The following is a 17,639-nucleotide window of genomic DNA, read 5'->3' on the forward strand; positions in this document are numbered from 1 at the left end:
AGCCGGGCTTACTCAAAGCCCGGCTGTTTTGTTTCGTCCTTTTGAGCCACAGGAGCGTGGTGATGCGTTGGGGTACTTATTTCGCCGTGCTGGCGTCGGTATTGAGCGTCGGCCTGGCGCTGGGCGTGAGCATGCCGCTGGTATCGCTGCGTCTGGAAGCCTGGGGTTACGGCGCGTTTGCCATCGGCGTCATGGCTGCGATGCCGGCCATTGGTGTGCTACTGGGTGCCAGCCTTGCCAGCCGACTCGCTTCAAGACTCGGCACCGCCAACCTCATGCGGCTATGCCTGTGGGCCGGGTCGGTTTCAGTGGGTTTGCTGGCGTTACTGCCTGACTACTGGATCTGGTTGGTCCTGCGCCTGATGCTCGGGACAATCCTCACCATTGTGTTCGTGCTCGGCGAAAGCTGGATCAACCAGTTGGTCATCGAAAGGCTGCGCGGCAAGCTGGTGGCGCTGTACGGCAGTTCCTACGCACTGAGTCAGCTGGGCGGGCCGGTGCTGCTGGGCTTCATTGGCACGGGAGCAGACTACGGGTTCTGGGTCGGGACCCTGTTGCTGGCGGTATCGCCGTTTCTGTTGCTGGGCAGAACAGGCGCGCCGAGCGCGGAATCCAGCCATGTCACGCTGCGCGATCTCGGCGGCTTCTGTCGGAGCTTGCCGGCCATTGCATGGGCCATCGCGTTATTCGCCGGGTTTGAAGCGATGATTCTGACCTTGCTGCCGGTGTATTGCCTGCAGCAGGGTTTCACGCCTGAAATCGCCTTGGCGATGGTCAGTACCGTGGTGGTGGGTGATGCGCTTCTGCAGCTGCCGATTGGCGCGCTGGCCGACAGGGTGTCCCGTCGGCGGCTGTTCTCCGGGTGTGCACTGGTGCTGACAGTGTCGAGCCTGGCGATTCCGCTGCTGGTCGACACAATCGCCATCTGGCCGCTGTGGGTGCTGTTCGGCGCCAGTGCGGGAGGGCTGTTCACCCTGTCGCTGATTCTGATTGGCGAGCGTTACCGCGACGACGCTCTGGTGCGCGCCAATGCCCATGTCGCTCAGCTGTGGGGGATCGGTTGCCTGCTCGGCCCCTTGGCGGCAGGCGCTGGCAGCCAATGGGTCAGCGGTCAGGCGCTGCCGTTATTGATGGCGGCGGGCGCGCTGGGGTTGGTCATCCTGTCCCGGCGTCCCAAGGCATTTGGCGCGCAGGCGGTGGCGGCTTAGAGCATCTTTTCCAGGCCGACCGCCGTGCTGAACCAGGCGTTCATCCGGCGCCACCAGTCGCCAGGCTCTTTGGACAGGGTATGGATTTTGCCGTTGTCCTCGGTTACCCACACCAGTCGGTCGTTCTCCAGCTTGACCTGATAACTGATGGCCGGCGCCATGCCCTGAAGCGCCAGCTCGCGCAGGTATTCGGTCAGCTCTGGGCTGTCGACCAGCACGCCGACTTCGGTGTTCCACAGCACCGACCGGGGGTCGAAATTGAACGAACCCACGAACATTTTCTGCCGATCAAAGATCATCGCCTTGCTGTGCAGGCTTGATTCCGAGCCGCCCTTGATCAGGTTTGTGTGCAGAAATGCAGGACCGCTGCCCTTGGCGTTGCTCGGGTCGCCAGGCTGGCGGCGCAGTTCGAACAGCTTCACGCCATGCTCCAGCAGCGCTCGGCGGTACGGCGCATAGCCGCCATGCACCGCCGGCACGTCGGTGGCCTCCAGCGAGTTCGTCAACAGGTTCACTGACACGCCCTTGTCAGAGAGCCCGGTCAGGTAAACCAGGCCTTCCTGCCCGGGCACGAAGTAGGCCGAGATCAGCATCAGTTCCTTATGCACGTTGCCGAGGTCAGGGCTCAGTTGGGTCGCCAGCAGGAGGTGCGGGTCAGGCTCGCCGCGTGACAGCACCTTGGTCGGCGCGTCCCACAAGGCCTGGTTGTGCGCCCATATCAGCTCATTGAGCCAGGTCTTCATGCGTGGGTGAGGCCGATAGTCCATCAGCCGTTCATACAAGGCCTTTTTGTCCACGTGTGCCTGATCCAGCGACTCAGCCAGACGCACGCGCGCGGTGGCCAGATCCTTGCGGTCGGGCGGCCAGTAAAGGAAGTCATCGATCGGCTTGCTGAGCGTGCTGTTCCAGTACTGATCGAAACTGTGACCCAGCTGTTCGGCGACCGGGCCCACGCTGAGCATGTCGATGTCGGTGAAATTCAGATTGGGTTCGGCGTCGAAATACTCGTCGCCCAGATTGCGCCCGCCGACGATGGCCACGGCGCCGTCGGCCAGCCACAGCTTGTTGTGCATGCGTCGATGCTGCTGGGACAGATTGAAGAGCCGACCCAGATTACGGGTGGCGCCCATGCTGCGGCCCAGATTGAGCGGATTGAACAGGCGGATCTGAATGTTCGGGTGCGCGGCAAGTGTGGCGATGACTTCATCCAGCCCGTCGCTGGTGGTGTCGTCCAGCAGGATACGCACGCGGACGCCGCGATCGGCGGCTTTGAGCAGTTCGTCAACCAGCGCCCGGGTGCTCAGGCCGTCGTGAACGATGTAGTACTGCAGGTCCAGGCTGGTTTTGGCGTTTCGAATCAGCTCGGCGCGGGCCATAAAGGCTTCGGTGCTGTTGGGCAGCAGGCGGAAGCCCGAGCGGCCCTCGTGAGGCGCCGCCTGGGCCATGATCGAGCGCCCGAAAGAAGATTGCGCCGCCGGGAGTGCCTGACTCGGACCGTCGGGGGCGGGCGTGTGTGCGCAACCGCTGAGGCCGAGGGCAAGAGCCAGGAGGAGGGGCACCGCCCGTAAGTTCATCAACGCGGTCATTCGAAAATCAGTCATGGCGATATGACCGCGCTTTCTCCAAAAGGTTAAAAGCTGCACAACGTTATGCAGGGTCAGCGCGCTGCATGAGCAACGCCGTGGCAGCGCCGACCTTGCGCACCGCGTCCTCGATTTGCGCGGTCGGCTTGGCAGCAAAGTTCATGCGCAGGCAATTTCTGTATTTGCCGGACGCCGAAAATATGCTGCCAACGGCAATCTGTACGCCTTGTCCCTGCAACGCGCGGTTCAGGCGCAAGGAGTCGAAATCTTCCGGCAGTTCTATCCACAGCATGAAGCCGCCTTGAGGGCGACTCACGCGGGTGCCTTCCGGGAAGTAGCGCGTGACCCAGCCTGTCATCAGGTCGCGACTGCGCTGGTACTGGCCGCGCATCCGGCGCATGTGCGGCTCGTAGTGCCCGGCCTTGAGAAAATCGGAAATCGCCAGTTGTGGCTGGGTCGCAGTGGAACCGGTGCTGATGTATTTCATGTGCAGCGCGCGATCAAGGTATCGACCGGGCGCGACCCAGCCGACGCGCAAACCCGGCGCCAGCGTCTTGGAAAACGAGCTGCAGAGCAGAACGCGGCCGTCTTCGTCGAAGGATTTGATCGTGCGCGGGCGCGGGTAGGTGTAGGCCAGATCGCCATACACATCGTCTTCGATGATCGCCACATCGAAGCGTTGCGCCAGGGTCAGCAGCGCACGTTTGCGGTCCTCCGGCATGATGTAGCCCAGCGGGTTGTTGCAGCTCGGGGTCAGCTGTATGGCTTTGATCGGCCACTGTTCCAGCGCCAGCTCCAGCGCGTCGAGGCTGATGCCGGTGAGCGGGTCGGTGGGGATTTCCAGGGCTTTCATGCCCAGCCCCTTGAGCGCCTGCATGGCGCCGTGAAAGCTGGGCGAGTCGACTGCGACGATGTCGCCCGGCTGGCACACCGACCGGATGCAGATGGCCAGTGCCTCCTGAGCGCCGGTGGTGATCACCAGATCATCCGGATCGATGTTGGTGCCGGAATCCAGCAACAGCCGGGCGACTTGTTCCCGCAGGCAGCGCCGACCGTGGATGTTGTCGTAATACAGCCCGGGCATGTCCAAACGACGGCTGATCCTGCCCAGCGCCTGGGTCAGTGGGCGCAAGGTGGGGCTGGTGACGTCGGGCATGCCGCGCCCCAGCTGAACGACGTCAGGGCTGGGTGCGGCCCGCGCCAGTTCCAGCACCTGATCCCACTGAGAGATTTCCACCGGGCGCTGCGCGGGGCGGCCAATCGCAGGCAGGGCGGGCGTCTTGCGGCCGGCCGGTACGAAATACCCGGACTTGGGGCGTGGAAGTGCGAGGCCGTTGTCTTCCAGCAATCGATACGCCTGCTGCACCGTACTCAGGCTGACGCCATGCTCAAGACTCAACGCACGCACCGAGGGGAGCCGGTCGCCTGGGCGATAAAAGCCGTTTTCGATGCGCGTGCCGAGCAGTTCGGCGAGGTTGACGTACAGGGTCATGGCGTACTCCCACATGCGATGCGATCGGCAGACCGATACAGATGTGGGGAAAATACAGCATTCAGCGCGGTATTAAACCGATCTGTATGCAAAGAATAATAATTCTTTGGATCTGTAATGGTTTTCCATACAGACACATCATGAATCCACTCGAAACCCACGATGAGGTGTCTGGAAATGAGCGGAATAAGTGATGTTCGGCTAACGCTGTATGCAGGGGAGCTGGTCCGTGAGCATGAAGCGGGCTCGCGCATCAACGCGCTGGAAGGGCTGGGGATGTGGGGGCTGTTTCAGCATCGTAGGGCCAGTCGGCGCGCGTTGTTGAAACTGACTGACGAGCAGCTGAAGGATATTGGCTTGAGCGGTAAGCAGGCGCGCCATGAAGGCCTTAAGCCTTTCTGGCGCGAATGAGGGCTGTGACAGTGGCCCCACAGAGGCGAGTCCGGTTACACCAACTCTTTGAAACGGTGCCACAACATCCCCAGCGCCAGTAGCGGCGAGCGCAAATGTTTGCCGCCGGGGAAGGTGATGTGAGGGACTTTGGCAAAGAGCTCGAACCCGCCACTGTGTTGGCCGCTAATGGCCTCCGCCAGTAACTTGCCCGCCAGATGCGTTGCGTTCAGCCCGTGCCCCGCATACGCCTGGGCGTAGAACACGTTTGGATGCGTGTGCAGCCTCCCGATCTGCGGCAAGCGGTTGGCACCGATGCCGATCATTCCGCCCCACTGAAAATCGATCTTCACGTCTTTGAGCTGAGGGAACACCTTGAGCATCTTCGGCTGCATGTACTCGGCGATGTCGCTCGGGTCCCGGCCTGAGTAGTGGCAAGCGCCGCCGAACAGCAGGCGCCGATCAGCCGACAGCCGAAAATAATCGACCGCCACACGCTGATCGCACATCGCGGTATTGCGCGGAATCAGCTGGCTGGCGAGTGCTTCGCTCAGTGGCTCTGTGGCAATGACATAACTGCCAGCGGGCAAAACCTTGCCACTCAACTCCCCGTCGAGCCCATTGAGATAGGCGTTACAGCCCAGCACCAGCGTACTGGCGCGCACCCGTCCGTGGGCTGTATGAATGTTGACCTCTGCCCCGTATTCCAGCCGCGTCGCTGCCGAGTGTTCGAACACCTGTACGCCCAATGACTGGGCGATCGCGGCTTCTCCAAGGGCGAGATTCAGCGGGTGCAGATGGCCCGAGCCCATGTCCAGCAGGGCGCCGGCATAGTTGGGAGACCCGATGATGCTGCTGAGGTTGCGCGCTTCAATCAATTCAAGCGGATGTCGGTAACCTAGGCTGCGCAGCTCTTCGGCGTCTCTGGCAAAGCCCTCGAATTCCTTGGGCTTGTTCGCCAGGTCGCAATAGCCCCAGGTCAGATCGCAGTCGATCTGGTATTTGTTGACACGCTCGCGGACGATTTCCACCGCTTCCAGGCCCATCAGCTTAAGCTGACGAACGCCGTCCTCGCCGATGACATTGCTGAACTGATCCACATCATGGCCGACGCCGCGGATCAGTTGCCCGCCGTTGCGCCCGCTCGCGCCCCAACCGATCTTGTGCGCCTCCAGCAGCACCACCTTCAAGCCGCGTTCAGCCAGCTCGATCGCCGTGTTCAGCCCGGAAAATCCGCCGCCGATGATGCAGACGTCGGTTTTGACCTCGCCGTGCAGGGCAGGGGCGTCAGGCTGGGTATGGCGAGTAGCGGCGTAGTAAGACGCCGCGTGATCAGACAATCCGGGCTGGGGAGGCCGAGCATTCATGTTGAATATCCCGAGAGCACTGTTTGGAAAATTTTACGGAGGGTAGCGGGGTCAGGGTGCCCGGGCAAGAAAATGCCGGTGGATGATCATCCGGGTGTCAGTCTCAGAGGCGCTGGGGCACAATCAGTACCTTTCACAGGAGAAACTGCCGCGATGGCCTGCAACAGCGAGAAAATCCGCGATCTGCGGCGGCTGATTCCGTCGTTCGAATGCGTCCCGGGATGCCACGATTGCTGCGGGCCGGTGACCACGTCGTCCGAAGAAATGTCGCGTTTACCGCGCAAGACGCCGGCCGAGCAGGAAGCGGCCCTCAACGAGCTGAATTGCGTACACCTGGGACCCAATGGCTGCACCGTCTACGACGAGCGTCCGCTGATCTGCCGCCTGTTTGGCACCACGAAAACCCTGCCATGCCCCAATGGCCGCCGCCCTGATGTGTTGATTCACCCCCGCGCCGAGAAGCAGGTGCATGAGTTCATCGCCTCGACGCGGCAGGTGCTGGTTTAGCCGAAGCCAGCTGGGGTGAGCCCGTTACGGATGCTTATTCCGGAATGGGCAGGCACAAACTCTCCTTCACCTCTTCCATCACGATGTAGCTCTTGGACTCCCGCACATGGGGCAGCTTGAGCAGGATGTCGCCCAGCAGCTTGCGGTACGACGCCATCTCGGAAATCCGCGCTTTCACCAGATAGTCGAAATCCCCTGACACCAGATGGCATTCCAGCACATGGGGCAGTTTGAGCACCGCGCGGCGAAATTCCTCAAAGGTGTCGCCAGACTTATTGTCCAGGCTGATCTCGACAAACACCAACAAGCTGGCCTTGAGGTTCTGCGGATTAAGGCGGGCGTTGTAGCCCATGATGATGCCTTCACGCTCCAGGCGCCGAACCCGTTCTGTGCATGGCGTGGTAGACAGCCCGACCCGTTCGCCCAGTTCAGTGAAGGAGATCCGGCCATCGTTTTGCAGGATGCGCAGGATGTTGCGGTCGATCTTGTCCAGCTCGCGTTTGGACTGGTGCTGGGTGCGCATCGATAAGCCCTCTGCCAAAGCGTCGGTTGCCGAGAAGAAACGCCGAATATAGGCGTTTATATAGTCAAAAGCACTGCTCGGGCCTTTTTATACTGCGCACATCCTTGCTTAAACTTGAAAACGTCAGCGGATATCCGCGATGAGGGAATCAACATGCGCGTTCTGGTCCTTGGAAGTGGCGTAATCGGTACCACCAGTGCGTATTACCTGGCGCGTGCGGGCTTGGAGGTGACTGTCGTTGACCGTCAACCGGCCGCTGCCATGGAAACCAGTTTCGCCAACGCCGGGCAGGTCTCGCCGGGCTACGCTTCGCCATGGGCCGCGCCGGGTGTGCCGCTCAAGGCCCTCAAGTGGTTGCTGCAGCGCCACGCGCCGCTGGCCATCAAGGCAACAGCCGATATCGATCAGTACCTGTGGATGGCGCAGATGCTGCGCAACTGCACCCAGAACCGCTACGCCGTGAACAAAGAGCGCATGGTTCGCCTCTCCGAATACAGCCGCGACTGCCTCGATGAGTTGCGTGCCGAGACCGGCATTGCCTACGAAGGCCGCAGCCTGGGCACGACTCAGCTGTTCCGCACTCAGGAGCAACTGGATAACGCCGCCAAGGACATCGCCGTGCTCAAGCAGGCCGGCGTGCCTTATGAAGTGCTCGACCGTGAAGGCATCGCCCGGGTCGAGCCGGCGTTGGCCAGCGTCAGCAACATCCTCAGCGGCGCACTGCGCCTTCCGAACGACCAGACCGGCGACTGCCAGCTGTTCACCACGCGTCTGGCCGAGATGTGTGTGAAGCTGGGCGTTGAGTTCCGCTTCAGCCAGTCCATCGAATCCATTGATTTCGCGGGCGACACCATCAACGGCGTGCGCATCAACGGAAAACTCGAAACGGCTGACCGCTACGTACTGGCGCTCGGCAGCTACTCGCCGCAACTGCTCAAGCCCCTTGGCATCAAGGCGCCGGTTTATCCGCTCAAGGGCTACTCGCTGACGGTGCCGATCACCAACCCGGCGATGGCGCCGACGTCGACCATCCTTGACGAGACCTACAAGGTGGCGATTACCCGCTTCGACAACCGTATTCGTGTGGGCGGCATGGCCGAGATCGCTGGCTTCGACCTGTCGCTCAACCCCCGTCGCCGCGAGACGCTGGAGATGATCGTCAACGACCTCTATCCTCACGGCGGCGACCTGCAGCAGGCCAGCTTCTGGACTGGTCTGCGCCCGACCACGCCGGACGGCACGCCGATCGTCGGCGCAACGCCGTACCGCAATCTGTTCCTGAACACCGGTCACGGCACATTGGGTTGGACGATGGCCTGCGGTTCAGGCAGATTGCTGGCTGACCTTATCGCTCGCAAGACGCCACAAATCAGTGCTGAAGGCCTCGATATTTCTCGTTATGGCAGTTCCAGGGAGATCGCAAAACATGTCCATTCAGCGCCAGCTCACCAATGAGCGCATGAGCCAGTTGGTCGTCCATAACGGCACCGTTTACCTTGCCGGGCAAGTGGCCGACGATATGGCGGCGGGGATCGAGCAACAGACCCGCGAAACGCTTCACAACATTGAGCGACTGCTGGACCTGGCCGGTACCGACAAGACCCGCATTCTGTCAGTGACGATCTACCTGAAAGACATCGACGCGCACTTTGCCGGCATGAACAGCGTCTGGGACACCTGGCTGCCGAAAGGCTTGGCCCCTGCGCGTGCAACGGTTGAAGCCAAGCTGTGCGAGCCGGAGATTCTGGTTGAACTGTCGGTGATTGCGGCGCTGCCGTAGCTCATCCACCTATATCCATCTATTGACCCACAAGAAGCCTCACCATGCGTCCAGCCCGCGCCCTTATCGACCTTCAGGCCTTGCGCCACAACTACCAGCTGGCGCGCGACACCGCTGGCGCCAAGGCGCTCGCTGTCATCAAGGCGGATGCCTATGGGCACGGCGCGGTGCGGGTTGCGCAGGCACTGGAATCCGAGGCCGACGGCTTTGCCGTGGCGTGCATTGAAGAAGCGCTGGAGCTGCGTCAGGCCGGGATCAAGGCTCCGATTCTGCTGCTGGAAGGCTTTTTCGAGGCCGAAGAACTGGCGCTGATCGTCGAGCATGATTTCTGGTGCGTGGTGCATTCCCTCTGGCAACTCGATGCCATCGAACAAACCGCTCTCGGCAAGCCGCTGAATGTGTGGCTGAAGATGGATTCGGGCATGCACCGCGTTGGCATCCATCCCGCGGATTTTCAGGCGGCGCACCAATGGCTGCTGAACAGCGGCAAGGCCGCCAAGATTGTCCTGATGACCCACTTCGCTCGCGCCGACGAACTCGACAGCGGCCGTACCGACGAGCAAGTGGCGATTTTTCAATCGGCGCGTGCCGGGTTGGCCGCTGAAGTCAGCCTGCGCAATTCCCCCGCCGTCATGGGCTGGCCCAGCGTGCCAAGTGACTGGGTGCGTCCGGGGATCATGCTCTACGGCGCGACGCCGTTTGATCAGTCGCAATCGGTCGCCGATCGTTTGCAGCCGGTCATGACCCTGGAGTCCCGGGTGATCTGCGTGCGTGAGCTGCCCGTCGGTGAGCCAGTGGGCTACGGCGGTACATTCGTCGCCGAGCGCAATATGCGCATCGGTGTGGTCGCGATGGGCTATGCCGATGGCTATCCGCGGCAGGCGCCCACCGGTACCCCCGTGATGGTCGACGGTCATCGCAGTCAGTTGCTCGGGCGTGTGTCGATGGACATGCTCTGCGTCGACCTCACCGACGTGCCGGGCGCAGGGGTGGGCAGCCGCGTCGAGCTGTGGGGCAAGCACATCCTGATCAGTGATGTTGCGTCGAGCGCGGACATGATTCCCTATCAGATTCTCTGCAATCTCAAGCGCGTGCCAAGGCTCTATTCCGAGGCCTGATCGCCGCTCGCCGATCCCCTGCAAATCACCCCTTCGCGGCACGTTATGGCCGCCAGTCCCTTTGCTGATTCGGCCTTGGGCTCAAGTGTTGTAAATACTGAACGCTGTTGCCATGATGGCGACCACTTGACCTAACTTGATCATCAGGAGGACTCCCGCATTGGACGTCGGTGAACGACTGCAATCCATTCGTAAACTCAAAGGCCTGTCCCAGCGTGAACTCGCCAAACGAGCGGGCGTGACCAACAGCACCATCTCCATGATCGAGAAGAACAGCGTCAGCCCCTCGATCAGCTCGCTGCGGAAGGTGCTGGGCGGCATACCGATGTCCATGGTGGAGTTCTTTTCCGAAGAGCTCGAACCCGAAAACCCGACCCAAGTGGTCTATAAAGCCAGCGAACTGATCGATATCTCGGACGGTGCCGTGACCATGAAACTGGTCGGCAAATCCCATCCGAGTCGTGCCATTGCGTTCCTTTCCGAGGTCTACCCGCCGGGTGCCGACACGGGCATCGAGATGCTCGTGCACGAGGGCGAGGAGACCGGGATTCTGGTTGAGGGCCGTCTTGAACTGGTGGTCGGTCTTGATACCTACGTGCTGGAAGAGGGCGACAGTTACTACTTCGAGAGCTCCCGACCCCATCGCTTTCGCAACCCCTACGACGTTCCTGCGCGGCTCATCAGCGCTGCCACGCCGGCGAATTTCTGATCAGCGCCATGATTAACCGAACACTGATCTTCCTAGGGCTGGCCGGCTTGCTGTTCGCCAATGCGGCTGACGCGACCATGCGCTGCGGCACGGCGCTTATCAGTCTGGGTGACACCGCCGATGTGGTCCGCCAGAAGTGCGGCGCGCCAGACAGCAGTGTTGATCAAATGCCTGCCCTGCGAAGCAACGGCGTACCCAGGCTCGGTTTTGCGGAGGTTAGTCTGTGGGTGTACGGTCCTCGTAATGGTGCAAAACAACACCTGCGGTTTATCGAGGACAAGCTGGTAGAGATCGAGACGAAGCGGGATTGAGTCGCCGACTGGCAGTCGTTTTATGAGGGCGCAAGCGGCGCAATGCAGCAAATTCCCTGAAGGCCCGGTCCAACCGCTATCCAATAACAAAATCAGGAGAGGCCGGATGCCGCATTCCTGCTCGATCGAGCAAGCTGTCGATCACGTGCTGGCCGAGTTGCCGGCCCATGTTCATATGGGTATGCCGCTGGGGTTGGGTAAGCCCAATCGTTTTGCCAACGCGTTGTATGCCCGGATCAAATCGCTGCCCGATCGGCACCTGACCATCTACACCGCCCTGTGCCTCGGGCGACCGGATGGTGGCGACGGTTTGCAGGGACGGTTTCTGGAGCCCTTTCTGGAGCGCGTCTTCGACGATTACCCTGAACTGGATTTTCTCACCGACCTGCGCCGGGACGACCTTGCGCCCAATGTTCACGTCCAGCAGTTTTTCATGCAGCCCGGCAGCCTGCTCGGCAGCGTCGAAGCGCAGCAGGATTACGTCAGCAGCAATTACAGCCACGCTGCGCGGGACATCAATGCCAACGGCCTGAACCTGATCGCGCAACTGATCGCCCGTGACCCGCAACGGCCCGATCAGCTCAGCCTGAGCTGCAACCCCGACATCACCCTCGACCTGCTGCCCTTGGTGGAAAAACGCCGTGGGTTGGGCGAGCGGATTTTGATGCTGGGCCACGTCCACTCGGATCTGCCCTACATGCAGGGCGATGCCGAGGTCAGCGCCGACACCTTCGACCTGCTGATCGAGCATGAAGAGCGCAGCACGCTGTTCTCGACGCCGAACATGCCGGTCGGTATCCAGGATCATTTCATTGGCTTGTACGCGAGCACGCTGGTGCGCGACGGCGGCACATTGCAGATCGGCATCGGTTCGATGGGTGACGCCCTGACCGCCGCCTTGCTTGCGCGCCAGGCCGATAACGAAACCTACCGCGCGTGCCTGGCCGAGCTGGACGGCATCTCCACCTGGAAGCCGTTGATCGAGGCCCAAGGCGGGGTGATGCCCTTCGCCACCGGGCTTTATGGCTGCAGCGAAATGCTGGTCAACGGCCTGCTGGTGCTGCTGGACGCGGGGATCATCCGGCGCAAGGTGTACGCCGACATCGAGCTGCAGCAAATGGCCAACGACGGGGTTCTGGACGAGTCGGTTTATGGCGACGGCGTGTTGATTCACGGCGGCTTCTTTCTCGGCCCGCGCAGCTTCTATGAGCGGCTGCGGGAATTCACCCCGGCGCAGATCGCGCAGATCAACATGACCGCGATCAGCTACATCAACGAGCTCTACGGCAACGAGACGCTCAAGCGTCTGCAGCGGCGCGATGCGCGGTTCATCAACAGTTGTTTCACTGTCACGTTGCTGGGCGCAGCGGTTTCAGATCAGTTGGCCGATGGCCGCGTGGTCAGCGGTGTGGGCGGGCAGTACAACTTCGTCGCTCAGGGCCATGCGCTGGAAGGCGCGCGTTCCGTGCTGATTCTGCGCAGCTGGCGTGAGTCGGGCGGGGAGGTGAATTCCAATATCGTCTGGGACTATGCGCACACGACAATCCCGAGGCATCTGCGTGACATCGTCGTCACTGAATATGGCATCGCCGATCTGCGCGGCAAGACCGATTCGGCGGTGATCGAGGCACTGCTTAATATCAGCGACTCACGCTTCCAGCCGGGCCTGATCGATCAGGCGCAGAAGGCCGGCAAGCTGCCGAAGGATTTCCGCCTTGATCCGTTGTTCAGCCAGAACACGCCCGAGCGGCTGAAGGACATCCGCCATCAGTTCCCGTCGCTCTTCGTTGAATACCCGCTGGGTAGCGACTTCACGGCTGAAGAGCGCGATCTGCTGCGCGCGCTGAACTGGCTGAAGAGCAAGTTCAAGCTCACGGAAATCATCGAGCTGGGCAAGGCCACGCTGGAAGCGCCTGACGCGAGCGCGTATCCGGAGCACTTGCAGCGCATGGGCCTCGATCATCCACAGGGGTTGCGGGACGAGCTGTATCAGCGGTTGGTGTTGGCGGGGTTGCAGGCGAAGGCTTAGGCCTGATGTTTCCCACGTTCACTGTGGCATCCGTTCAGCCGAGGGTTTTGATCACCAGCAGCACGGCGGCGAAGAAGCCGCTAACAGCGAACAGCTGCTGCAACCGCGGGCCGGCGAGGTAACGGCTGACCTGCCTGCCGGCCATCAGTCCCGCGACAGCCCCGGCGGCGAACGGCAGGCCCACTGACCAGTGCATCGCGCCGCTGACGCTGGCCGTGATCACGCTGCCGGTCGACACCAGTGCGATCACCGCCAGCGACGTGGCGACGATGCTTTTCATCTCAAGGTCGGTGTAGCGCGTTAAGGCCGGCACGATGACAAAGCCGCCGCCCACGCCGAGCAATCCTGACAATAGGCCGGCCAGCGCGCCGGTTGCCGCCAGTGACCGGGCGCACGGCAGCGTCCAGCGCAAGCGACCCACCAGCGGATTGACCACGCAGGGCCTGAACGCGCCCCGATCCGGCGGCTTGCCGTGGCGCAGTTCGTGAGCGGCTTTGCGGTAGATCCGCCCGCACACATAAAACAGAATCAGTGCAAACCCCAGCGCCAGCGGCGCATTGGGCAATTGATGCGCCAGCCACAGGCCTACCGGCGACAGCGCGATGCCAATGATTGCGATGAAAATGGCGGCGCGGTAACGGACGATGCCTTGGCGCAGCCCGAGCGCTGCACCGACCGCCGAAGCCAGGCCGACTGCCAGGAGGCCCACCGGCGCAGCTTCGATCATTGTCAGGCCCAGCCCGAAAACCAGCAGCGGCACCGCAAGGATCCCGCCACCCGCGCCTGTCAGGCCCAACACCGCGCCAATGATCGTACCGAGGCCGGCTCCGATCAGTTCGTGTTCATTCATGTTAAGTGAGCAAGTCCCGTGGGTCTGTCCGGAGGTGGGTGTTCAGTCGGTGAGCGCGCGGGATCAGCGCGCCTGGCAGCACTTACACCGCATTGATCGGGACTTTCAGGTAGCGCACGCCGTTGTCCTCCGCTTCCGGCAGATTGCCGCCGCGCATGTTGATCTGCACCGAAGGCAGGATCAGCACGGGCATGTCGAGGGTGGCATCGCGCTTCTCGCGCATCTCGACAAAGGCGTCCTCGTCGATGCCTTCACGCACGTGGATATTGCTGGCGCGTTGCTCGGCAACGGTGGTCATGAACATCAACTCTCGGCCGTTGGGCAGGTAGTCGTGACACATGAACAGACGCGTCTGCGGCGGCAGGCCGAGGATCCGGCCGACCGAGCGATACAGCGTGCGCGCATCGGCACCGGGGAAGTCGCAACGAGCGGTGCCGTAGTCGGGCATGAACAGGGTATCGCCGACAAACGCCACCGCTTCATTTCCAGCTTCAATCACGTAGGTCATGCACGCCGGTGTGTGGCCAGGGGTGTGCATGGCTCTGGCCTGAAGCGTGCCAATCTGAAAATGCGCGTCATCTTCCAGCAGCCGGTCGAACTGGCTGCCATCACGGGCGAAGTCGCCTTTGGCGTTGAACAAAGTGCCGAAGACTTTCTGCACGCGGGTGATGTGGCTGCCAATGGCGACCGTGCCGCCGAGCTGTTCTTTCAGGTAGGCCGCCGCCGAGACGTGATCGGCGTGGACGTGGGTTTCCAGAATCCACTGCACCGACACGCCCAGCTCGCGGACCCTGCCGATCAGCTTGTCCGCAGATTGCGTGCTGGTGCGCCCGGATTTAGGGTCGTAATCCAGCACGCTGTCGATCAGCGCGGCCTGAAGCGTAGAGCGGTCAATGACCAGGTAACTGATGGTCGAGGTCTGCGGATCGAAGAACGCCTCTACGCTCAGTTTTTCGCCAATGATCATGATGCTCTCCTTTATTGCCGGTACAGGAATGCTGAAGCAGGTATCAAACGAACGTTACAACGCCATCTTTCAACGACTGCACGCGCGCCAGTGACTCTACACGATAGCCCTGACCATCCAGTTCGGCGCGGCCGCCCTGGAATGACTTCTCGATCACGATACCCAGGCCGGCGACCGTCGCGCCCGCTTGCTTGATGATCGAGATCAGCGCCTGTGACGCCTTACCGTTGGCCAGGAAGTCGTCGATGATCAGCACACGATCGCTGCTGTTCAGGTGACGGGTAGAAATGGCGATGGTGCTTTCGGTCTGCTTGGTGAACGAGTACACCGACGCGGAAAACATGTTTTCAGTGAGGGTCAGCGACTGATGCTTGCGCGCGAAAATCACCGGAACGCCCATCTTCAAACCGGTCATGACCGCAGGGGCGATGCCCGACGCCTCGATGGTGACGATTTTGGTGATGCCCGAGTCGGCGAACAGCGCGGCGAATTCGTCGCCGATCTGCTGCATCAGCACCGGGTCGATCTGATGGTTGAGAAACGCGTCGACCTTCAATACCTGGTCGGAAAGCACGATGCCTTCGTCGCGAATTTTCTTGTGCAGTGCTTCCACGTGGGTGGTCCTCAGAGCGCAATGTGCGCGAAATAAACGTTATCTTTTCAGCATGGCGCGTATGTCCGCCAAGGCTGTGTTGCCGCGTACGGCTTTGACTTCGACGGGCGTGTCATCGTTGCCTTCCCAGGCGAGATCGTCCGGCGGCAGTTCGTCGAGGAACCGGCTCGGGAGGCAATCGATGATTTCGCCGTACTGCTTGCGCTTGGCCGCAAAGGTGAACGCCAGCGTCTGCCGCGCGCGGGTGATGCCCACGTAGGCCAGACGGCGCTCTTCTTCGATGGTGTCGGCTTCGATGCTGGAGCGGTGCGGGAGGATTTCCTCTTCCATGCCCATGATGAACACGTACGGAAATTCCAGACCCTTGGAGGCGTGCAGGGTCATCATCTGCACGCCTTCGGCGCCGTCTTCCTCTTCCTGCTGACGTTCGAGCATGTCGCGCAGGACCAGCTTGCCGATGGCCTCCTCGATGGTCATGCCGCCTTCTTCGTCCTTCTCCAGCGTGTTTTTCAGCGCCTCGATCAGGAACCACACGTTGCCCATGCGGTAGTCGGCGGCCTTGTCGCTGGAGCTGTTCTGACGAATCCAGTTTTCGTAATCAATGTCCATGACCATGCTGCGCAAAGCGGCAATCGGGTCCTGCGTCGCGCATTGCTGGCGCACGCCGTCCATCCAGTGTTTGAAGCGTCTGAGGCGGTCGGTGAAGCGGGCGTCCAGATGCTCGCCCAGGCCGATCTCGTCGGTCGCGGCATACATCGACACCTTGCGCTCGGTGGAGTAGTTGCCCAGCTTCTCAAGGGTGGTCGAGCCGATTTCCCGGCGCGGGACGTTGATCACGCGCAGGAAGGCGTTGTCGTCATCCGGGTTCACCAGCAGGCGGAAATAGGCCATCAGGTCTTTCACTTCCTGACGTCCGAAGAAGCTGTTGCCCCCGGACAGCCGATACGGAATCTGATGGTGCTGCAGCTTCAGCTCGATCAGCTTGGCCTGATAGTTACCGCGATAGAGGATCGCGAAGTCGCTGTACGGCCGGTCGGTGCGCAGGTGCAGGCTGAGAATTTCGATGGCCACGCGCTCGGCTTCGGCGTCTTCGTTCTTGCAACGAATCACACGGATTTCATCGCCGTGGCCCATCTCGCTCCAGAGCTGTTTCTCGAACGCGTGGGGGTTGTTGGCGATCAGCACGTTGGCGCAGCGCAGAATACGGCTGGTAGAGCGGTAGTTTTGCTCCAGCATTACCACTTTCAACGACGGGTAATCGTCCTTGAGCAGCATCAGGTTTTCCGGCCGCGCGCCGCGCCAGGCGTAGATCGACTGGTCGTCGTCACCCACAACGGTGAACTGGCAGCGCGTGCCGATGAGCATCTTCACCAGCAGGTACTGGCTGGCGTTGGTGTCTTGGTATTCGTCGACGAGGAGGTAGCGCACCTTGTGCTGCCACTTTTCCAGAATGTCGGCGTGCTCTTCGAACAGCTTCACCGGCAGCAGAATCAGGTCGTCGAAATCCACCGCGTTGTACGCCTTGAGCGTGCGCTGGTAGTGGCTGTAGACGATGGCGGCGGTCTGTTCCTTGGGGTTGCGCGAATTGGCGAGGGCTTCGGGCGGCAGAATCAGTTCGTTTTTCCAGGCGCCGATCATGTTCTTGATCTCGTCGACGCCGTCGTCGCCCGAGTATTCCTTCTGCATGATGTCCGTCATCAGCGCCTTGACGTCGGTCTCGTCGAAGATCGAGAACCCGGGCTTGTACCCCAGACGGGCGTGTTCCTTGCGGATGATGTTCAGGCCCAGGTTGTGAAACGTCGAAACGGTCAGGCCGCGCCCTTCGCCGCTGCGCAGAAGGGTCCCGACGCGCTCCTTCATCTCCCGCGCCGCCTTGTTGGTAAAGGTCATGGCGACGATGTACTGGGCACGGATGCCGCAGTTCTGGATGAGGTGGGCAATCTTGCGTGTGATCACGCTGGTCTTGCCGGAGCCAGCGCCGGCGAGCACCAAAAGAGGGCCGCCGACGTAGTTCACGGCTTCCTGTTGCCGGGGATTGAGTCGGGACATGGGGAAAAGTGGGGTCGCTTTGAAAAGGGCGGGCATTTTAACAGGGTCAGCGGATTTCGCAGCCACCGTCCGACACTGTGATGCGCCGCGCTATCTATATTTCGCCGTTTTGTTACATTTGCCTACTGCGGATGATTATCGCG

17 protein-coding genes are annotated in these 17,639 nt (G+C 61.3%); 9 read left to right on the forward strand and 8 right to left on the reverse strand.

What is annotated here, in order from left to right; all coding sequences use genetic code 11:
• Positions 1–62: 62 nt before the first annotated feature.
• The gene (locus QWI18_RS03745) at positions 63–1,208 is read left to right on the forward strand and encodes an MFS transporter (RefSeq protein ID WP_369318240.1); all 1,146 of its coding nucleotides are present in this window, start codon (positions 63–65) and stop codon (positions 1,206–1,208) included.
• Here QWI18_RS03745 and QWI18_RS03750 read toward each other — a convergent pair.
• Together QWI18_RS03750 and QWI18_RS03755 are read right to left on the reverse strand one after the other, a co-directional pair.
• Positions 1,205–2,785 carry a phospholipase D family protein gene (locus tag QWI18_RS03750; RefSeq protein WP_244160334.1) on the reverse strand — a complete coding sequence of 527 codons (1,581 nt, stop codon included), beginning with the start codon at positions 2,783–2,785 and terminating at the stop codon, positions 1,205–1,207. The genes QWI18_RS03745 and QWI18_RS03750 overlap by 4 nt on opposite strands.
• A gap of 70 nt (positions 2,786–2,855) precedes the next feature.
• Positions 2,856–4,283 (reverse strand): PLP-dependent aminotransferase family protein, encoded by a 1,428-nt coding sequence (locus tag QWI18_RS03755; protein WP_296313558.1) that lies wholly within the window; start codon positions 4,281–4,283, stop codon positions 2,856–2,858.
• 177 nt (positions 4,284–4,460) lie between these two features.
• Between QWI18_RS03755 and QWI18_RS03760 the strand changes: the two genes are divergently transcribed.
• A complete protein-coding gene (locus QWI18_RS03760; protein WP_369318241.1) occupies positions 4,461–4,694 on the forward strand; it encodes a DUF1127 domain-containing protein in 234 nt (77 codons plus the stop codon).
• A gap of 35 nt (positions 4,695–4,729) precedes the next feature.
• On the opposite strand, the gene QWI18_RS03765 is transcribed toward QWI18_RS03760, so the two are convergent.
• Positions 4,730–6,040, reverse strand: a complete 1,311-nt coding sequence (locus QWI18_RS03765) for an NAD(P)/FAD-dependent oxidoreductase (RefSeq protein WP_369318242.1) — start codon at positions 6,038–6,040, stop codon at positions 4,730–4,732.
• A gap of 153 nt (positions 6,041–6,193) precedes the next feature.
• Here QWI18_RS03765 and QWI18_RS03770 point away from each other — a divergent pair, with 153 nt between their 5' ends.
• A complete protein-coding gene (locus tag QWI18_RS03770) occupies positions 6,194–6,547 on the forward strand; it encodes a YkgJ family cysteine cluster protein (RefSeq protein WP_065988244.1) in 354 nt (117 codons plus the stop codon).
• 34 nt (positions 6,548–6,581) lie between these two features.
• Here the strand turns inward: QWI18_RS03770 and QWI18_RS03775 are convergent, their stop codons facing one another.
• Positions 6,582–7,070: an Lrp/AsnC ligand binding domain-containing protein gene (locus QWI18_RS03775; protein ID WP_369318243.1), complete on the reverse strand. Its 489-nt coding sequence runs from the start codon at positions 7,068–7,070 to the stop codon at positions 6,582–6,584.
• A gap of 153 nt (positions 7,071–7,223) precedes the next feature.
• Here QWI18_RS03775 and dadA point away from each other — a divergent pair, with 153 nt between their 5' ends.
• The 6 genes from dadA to QWI18_RS03805 all read left to right on the forward strand — a co-directional run bounded on the left by dadA (position 7,224) and on the right by QWI18_RS03805 (position 13,017).
• Entirely contained in the window at positions 7,224–8,525 is a 1,302-nt protein-coding gene (gene dadA / locus QWI18_RS03780) for a D-amino acid dehydrogenase (protein ID WP_369318244.1), read from the forward strand.
• Positions 8,497–8,850 carry a RidA family protein gene (locus tag QWI18_RS03785; protein WP_065988247.1) on the forward strand — a complete coding sequence of 118 codons (354 nt, stop codon included), beginning with the start codon at positions 8,497–8,499 and terminating at the stop codon, positions 8,848–8,850. Before dadA ends, QWI18_RS03785 begins: the two co-directional genes overlap by 29 nt.
• Positions 8,851–8,894: 44 nt before the next feature.
• Positions 8,895–9,968 carry an alanine racemase gene (gene alr / locus QWI18_RS03790; protein WP_369318245.1) on the forward strand — a complete coding sequence of 358 codons (1,074 nt, stop codon included), beginning with the start codon at positions 8,895–8,897 and terminating at the stop codon, positions 9,966–9,968.
• A gap of 160 nt (positions 9,969–10,128) precedes the next feature.
• Positions 10,129–10,677, forward strand: coding sequence for a cupin domain-containing protein (locus QWI18_RS03795; protein ID WP_065988249.1), 549 nt, complete (start codon positions 10,129–10,131; stop codon positions 10,675–10,677).
• Positions 10,678–10,685: 8 nt separating this feature from the next.
• A complete protein-coding gene (locus QWI18_RS03800; protein ID WP_369318246.1) occupies positions 10,686–10,988 on the forward strand; it encodes a DUF2845 domain-containing protein in 303 nt (100 codons plus the stop codon).
• A gap of 106 nt (positions 10,989–11,094) precedes the next feature.
• Positions 11,095–13,017: an acetyl-CoA hydrolase/transferase C-terminal domain-containing protein gene (locus QWI18_RS03805; RefSeq protein ID WP_369318247.1), complete on the forward strand. Its 1,923-nt coding sequence runs from the start codon at positions 11,095–11,097 to the stop codon at positions 13,015–13,017.
• Positions 13,018–13,051: 34 nt separating this feature from the next.
• Here QWI18_RS03805 and QWI18_RS03810 read toward each other — a convergent pair whose 3' ends face one another.
• The 4 genes from QWI18_RS03810 to rep all read right to left on the reverse strand — a co-directional run bounded on the left by QWI18_RS03810 (position 13,052) and on the right by rep (position 17,496).
• Positions 13,052–13,867 carry a sulfite exporter TauE/SafE family protein gene (locus tag QWI18_RS03810; protein ID WP_065988252.1) on the reverse strand — a complete coding sequence of 272 codons (816 nt, stop codon included), beginning with the start codon at positions 13,865–13,867 and terminating at the stop codon, positions 13,052–13,054.
• An 82-nt stretch (positions 13,868–13,949) separates the two neighbouring features.
• The gene (locus tag QWI18_RS03815) at positions 13,950–14,834 is read right to left on the reverse strand and encodes an MBL fold metallo-hydrolase (protein WP_296307769.1); all 885 of its coding nucleotides are present in this window, start codon (positions 14,832–14,834) and stop codon (positions 13,950–13,952) included.
• A gap of 43 nt (positions 14,835–14,877) precedes the next feature.
• On the reverse strand, positions 14,878–15,447 hold the full coding sequence (locus QWI18_RS03820; RefSeq protein WP_065988254.1) for a xanthine phosphoribosyltransferase: 570 nt from the start codon (positions 15,445–15,447) through the stop codon (positions 14,878–14,880).
• A gap of 39 nt (positions 15,448–15,486) precedes the next feature.
• On the reverse strand, positions 15,487–17,496 hold the full coding sequence (gene rep / locus QWI18_RS03825; protein WP_074892658.1) for a DNA helicase Rep: 2,010 nt from the start codon (positions 17,494–17,496) through the stop codon (positions 15,487–15,489).
• Positions 17,497–17,639 lie beyond the last annotated feature (143 nt).

It is taken from the genome of Pseudomonas sp. W2Oct36, from assembly GCF_041060465.1.
Classification (GTDB): Bacteria; Pseudomonadota; Gammaproteobacteria; order Pseudomonadales; family Pseudomonadaceae; genus Aquipseudomonas; species Aquipseudomonas graminis_B.